Below are 4,289 nucleotides of genomic sequence, written 5' to 3'. Positions count from 1 at the left end.
CGGGCTCAATGCCCGCCGTCGAGCGCCTTGAGTTCGCTCACCAGCGCGCTGGCCATCTCCGCGCCGTCGCCGTACAGCATGCGCGTGTTGTCGGCGTAGAACAGCGCGTTCTCGATGCCGGCGAACCCGGTGCCCCTGCCGCGCTTGATGACGATGGTGTTCTTCGAGTTCACCACGTCCAGGATCGGCATGCCGTAGATCGGGCTGGCCGGGTCGGTCTTGGCCACCGGGTTGACCACGTCGTTGGCGCCGATCACCAGCGAGACGTCGGTGTTGGCGAACTCCGGGTTGATGTCGTCCATGTCGGCGATCAGGTCGTAGGGCACGCCGGCCTCGGCCAGCAGCACGTTCATGTGCCCCGGCATGCGCCCGGCCACCGGGTGGATCGCGAACTTCACCTTGACCCCGCGCTCGAGCAGCCGCTGCGTCAGCTCCCAGATCTTGTGCTGCGCCTGGGCCACGGCCATGCCGTAGCCGGGCACGATCACCACGCGTTCGGCGAAGGCCATCATCGCCGCGACGTCGGCGGCCTCGATCGGCTTCTGAGAGCCGCTGATCTCGGCCGCCGAAGCCCCGCCGCCGCCGAAGTTGGAGAACAGCACGCTCTTGATCGAGCGGTTCATCGCCTTGGCCATCAGCCGCGTCAGCAGGATGCCCGCCGCGCCCACCATCATGCCGGCGATGATCAGCGCCTCGTTGCCCAGCACGTAGCCTTCGAACGCGACCGCCAGGCCGGTCAGCGCGTTGTACAGCGAGATCACCACCGGCATGTCGGCGCCGCCGATGGGCAGGGTCATCAGCACGCCCAGCGCCAGCGCCACCAGGAAGAACGCGACGATCCAGGGCGCGCCCAGCGACCACACCACCAGCCCGCCCAGCACGATGGCCGCGGCGAACACCAGGAAATTGAACGCCTGCATGCCCGGGAACGCGTAGCGCTTGTCCATGCGCCCGTCGAGCTTGGCCCAGGCGATGATCGAACCCGACAGCGCCACCGAACCGATCAGCCCGCCCAGCACCGCCAGCACCAGCGGGACCGGCCCGCTCGCCTGGCCCGCGGCCGACCAGCGCAGCAGTTCCACGCCGCCGATGGCCGCCGCCGAGCCGCCGCCGAGGCCGTTGTACAGCGCCACCATCTGCGGCATGTCGGTGATCGCGACCCGCTTGCCCGAGATCCACGCGATCGCGGTCCCGATCGCCGTGGCGGCCAGGATCAGCGGGATGTTGTGCAGGTCGGGCAGGAAGAACGTGGCGAGGGTGGCGATGACCATGCCCAGCCCGGCCCAGCGGATGCCGCTGCGCGCGGTCCTGGGTGAGGCCATGCGTTGCAGGCCGAGCAGGAACAACGTGGCCGCGATCAGGTAACTGGTCTTGACCAGCAGGTCGAGGAGGTCGGCGCCGCTCATGCCCCGGGCTCCCTGGACGGAGACGGCTTCGACGACTTGAACATCTCCAGCATCCGCTCGGTCACCACGTAGCCGCCGGCGGCGTTGCCCGCGCCCATCAGCACCGCGACGAAACCGATCGCCTTCTCCAGCGGGGTGTCGGCATGGCCCAGCACCACCATCGCCCCGATCAGCACGATGCCGTGGATGAAGTTGCTGCCCGACATCAGCGGCGTGTGCAGGATCACCGGTACCCGCGAGATGATCACGTGGCCGGCGATGGCCGCCAGCATGAAGATGTACAAGGCCACGAACCCGTCGATCATCCCCCACTCCCCGGCTGCGCTGCGGATGTCCCGCATCATAACCGGGGCTGAACCGCGCCAGCGCCGGTCAACCGTCGCCGTCGCCGGGCGTTGACGACAGGGAGCTGCGGAGTCTCGGGTGCAACCAGGCGGATGGACGGCGGAATCGACATGAGGCTGGCCGGCGCGGAGCGCGCGCGGGCCTCCATGGGCGGCACACCGGGTACGCTGGCCGCCGTGGACGCCAACGCCCCCGATGCCGCGCCGCGACCGGCCCGCCCGCCGACGCTGGAAGAGTTCCTGGGCGGCATCTCGGCGCGGGCGTTCCGCTTCGCCGAGCTGGGCCTGCGCCACCGCGAGGACGCGCTGGATGCGGTCCAGGATGCGATGGCGAAGATGCTCGGTTACCGCGACCGCCCCGCGGAGGAATGGACGCCGCTTTTCTGGTCGGTCCTGCGCAGCCGGATCATCGACGTGCAGCGCCGGCGCACGTTCCGTCTGTCGTGGCTCACGGATGCGCGCGATGCCGAGGGCGGGGAGATCGACTGGGCCGACGAGGCCACGCCGGACCCGTCGCGCGCCCACGACGGCCGCGAGGCCTGGAACCGGCTGGCGCACGCACTGCGCGCGTTGCCGGCGCGCCAGCGCGAGGCGTTCACGCTGCGGGTGCTGGAAGACATGGACGTGGCGGCGACCGCGAAGATCATGGGCTGCGGCGAGGGATCGGTGAAAACCCACCTGTTCCGCGCACGCGAGGCCCTGCAGAAGCAACTGGAGGAGTTCCGATGAACAACGACCGTGACCATGGCCGTCTCGACCAGGCGCTTCGCGCCCGCTATGCCGAGGCGGTGTCGCAGGTGTCCGGCGCGACCATGGCGCAGTTGCATCGCCGCCGCCACGCGGCGCTGGCCGACGCGCCCTCGCGCGGATCGCGCTGGCGGTTGCCCGCGGCGGCGTTCGCGTCGTTGCTGGTGGTCGCGGGCGGCCTGGGCATCGGCCTGCGCATGTCCGGCGAAGCGCCGCCTGCCGCCGCGGAAACGCCGGTCGCGGTCGCTGCGGCGGGGACCGGCATCGAGGGCGCGCTCGACGACCTCGACCAGAACCCCGACTTCTACGTCTGGCTCGCCTCCGGCGACGCCGACCTGCTCGCGATGGAGTAAGCCATGTCGTCCCGCGTCTTCCTGCTCGTGCTCACCCTCGCTGCCGCCCCGCTCGCCGCGCTGGCGCAGTCTGCCGCGCCCGCACCGCTCCCGGCCTGGGAGCAGCTCACGCCCGCGCAGCGCGAGCTGCTGCTCGCCCCCGTGCGCGAGCGCTGGAACGACAGCCCGCCCGGCAAACGCCAGCACATGCTCGAGCATGCCCAGCGCTGGCAGGCCATGACCCCGGAACAGCGCAAACACGCCCGCCACGGCATGAAGCGCTGGCGCGACATGCCGCCGGAGAGGCGCGAACAGGCACGCGCGCTGTTCGAGCACACCCGCGACCTGCCGGAAGCCGAACGCAGGGCGACGATCGAACGCTGGAAGGCGATGACGCCCGAGCAGCGCAAGGCCTGGGTGGAGGCGCATCCGCCGAAGGATCCGCCGCAGCCGCGCGTGCCCTGAGCCCCCAGTGGCAGCCCCGTCGGTCGCGCCCCTGCCGGACCCCGCAACGAGCCCAGCCACCCGGCCATGCCGGTGGACCCGGCCTCCGAGGGCCGGGCTGGACCGGCAGACCCGCAACCCTGTCCTTGATCCTTCGCGGAATGGATGGTGCCGCGGGCTCAGACCGCCGCAGCGCGCTCCGGCCACACCGTCTTCGCCAGCAGTTCGTCGTCCCAGTCGAACGCGAGTGCGCCGTCCCTGAGCAGCAACGAGACGAAGTTGTAGACGTTGCGCGCGAACATCTCGCTGGCGTGCAGCGCACCCTGGCTGGCGAGGTCGAGCGGGCCGGCGACGACCACGCCGTTGTCGGTCTCGAACGTCTGGCCGCGCCGGGTGAGCTCGCAGTTGCCGCCGGTCTCGGCGGCCAGATCGACGATCACGCTGCCGGGCTTCATGCCCGCCACCATCGCCGCACTGACGATCTTCGGCGCCGGCCGGCCCGGAACCGCGGCGGTGCAGACGACGACGTCGATCCCCTTGAGATGCTCGGCGAGCTTCTGCTGCTGCAGCGCGCGTTCCTCGTCGGTGAGCTGGCGCGCGTAGCCGCCCTCGCCCGCGGCGCTCACGCCCAGGTCGAGGAACTTGCCGCCCAGCGATTCGATCTGCTCGCGCGTTTCCGGGCGCACGTCGAAGCACTCCACCTGCGCGCCCAGGCGGCGCGCCGTGGCCACCGCCTGCAGGCCGGCGACGCCGGCGCCGACGATGAGGACCTTCGACGGCCGGATCGTGCCGGCGGCGGTGGTCAGCATCGGGAAGTAGCGCGGCGCGAGCTGCGCCGCGATCAGCACCGCCTTGTAGCCGGCGATGCCGGCCTGCGAGCTGAGGATGTCCATCGCCTGGGCGCGGGTGGTCCGTGGCAGGCGCTCGAGCGGGAACGCGACGATCCCGCGCGAACGGATCGCCTCCGCGCGCGCCTCGTCGGCCTGCGGCTGCAGCGCGCCGACCAGCACCGCCCC

6 protein-coding genes are annotated in these 4,289 nt (G+C 71.4%); 3 read left to right on the top strand and 3 right to left on the bottom strand.

Features of this window, described 5'->3' with window-relative positions; all coding sequences use genetic code 11:
* Window positions 1-5: 5 nt before the first annotated feature.
* A complete protein-coding gene (locus JMO03_RS08690) occupies window positions 6-1,406 on the bottom strand; it encodes an NAD(P)(+) transhydrogenase (Re/Si-specific) subunit beta (RefSeq protein ID WP_202840732.1) in 1,401 nt (466 codons plus the stop codon).
* Window positions 1,403-1,711, bottom strand: coding sequence for an NAD(P) transhydrogenase subunit alpha part 2 (locus JMO03_RS08685; protein WP_202842509.1), 309 nt, complete (start codon window positions 1,709-1,711; stop codon window positions 1,403-1,405). The genes JMO03_RS08690 and JMO03_RS08685 overlap by 4 nt, the downstream gene beginning before the upstream one ends.
* A 186-nt stretch (window positions 1,712-1,897) precedes the next feature.
* Here JMO03_RS08685 and JMO03_RS08680 point away from each other — a divergent pair, with 186 nt between their 5' ends.
* From JMO03_RS08680 to JMO03_RS08670, 3 genes are read left to right on the top strand one after another with little or no spacing between them, the layout of a single operon-like run.
* Window positions 1,898-2,479, top strand: coding sequence for an RNA polymerase sigma factor (locus tag JMO03_RS08680; RefSeq protein WP_202842512.1), 582 nt, complete (start codon window positions 1,898-1,900; stop codon window positions 2,477-2,479).
* Window positions 2,476-2,850, top strand: coding sequence for a hypothetical protein (locus JMO03_RS08675; RefSeq protein ID WP_202842507.1), 375 nt, complete (start codon window positions 2,476-2,478; stop codon window positions 2,848-2,850). The genes JMO03_RS08680 and JMO03_RS08675 overlap by 4 nt, the downstream gene beginning before the upstream one ends.
* A 3-nt stretch (window positions 2,851-2,853) precedes the next feature.
* Window positions 2,854-3,294 (top strand): DUF3106 domain-containing protein, encoded by a 441-nt coding sequence (locus JMO03_RS08670; protein ID WP_202842504.1) that lies wholly within the window; start codon window positions 2,854-2,856, stop codon window positions 3,292-3,294.
* Window positions 3,295-3,452: 158 nt separating this feature from the next.
* Here JMO03_RS08670 and JMO03_RS08665 read toward each other — a convergent pair.
* Window positions 3,453-4,289 (bottom strand): NAD(P) transhydrogenase subunit alpha (locus tag JMO03_RS08665; protein WP_202842501.1); only part of this gene is annotated, 837 nt, incomplete at its 5' end.

Source organism: Luteimonas saliphila, from assembly GCF_016774335.1.
Classification (GTDB): domain Bacteria; phylum Pseudomonadota; class Gammaproteobacteria; order Xanthomonadales; family Xanthomonadaceae; genus Luteimonas; species Luteimonas saliphila.
This window is presented reverse-complemented; position numbering and strand designations above follow the sequence as displayed.

Coding starts and splice junctions, on each gene's coding strand:
- JMO03_RS08690 (WP_202840732.1), bottom strand. CDS start 1,406: ATGAGCGGCGCCGACCTCCTCGACCTGCTGGTCAAGACCAGTTACCTG.
- JMO03_RS08685 (WP_202842509.1), bottom strand. CDS start 1,711: ATGATCGACGGGTTCGTGGCCTTGTACATCTTCATGCTGGCGGCCATC.
- JMO03_RS08680 (WP_202842512.1), top strand. CDS start 1,898: ATGGGCGGCACACCGGGTACGCTGGCCGCCGTGGACGCCAACGCCCCC.
- JMO03_RS08675 (WP_202842507.1), top strand. CDS start 2,476: ATGAACAACGACCGTGACCATGGCCGTCTCGACCAGGCGCTTCGCGCC.
- JMO03_RS08670 (WP_202842504.1), top strand. CDS start 2,854: ATGTCGTCCCGCGTCTTCCTGCTCGTGCTCACCCTCGCTGCCGCCCCG.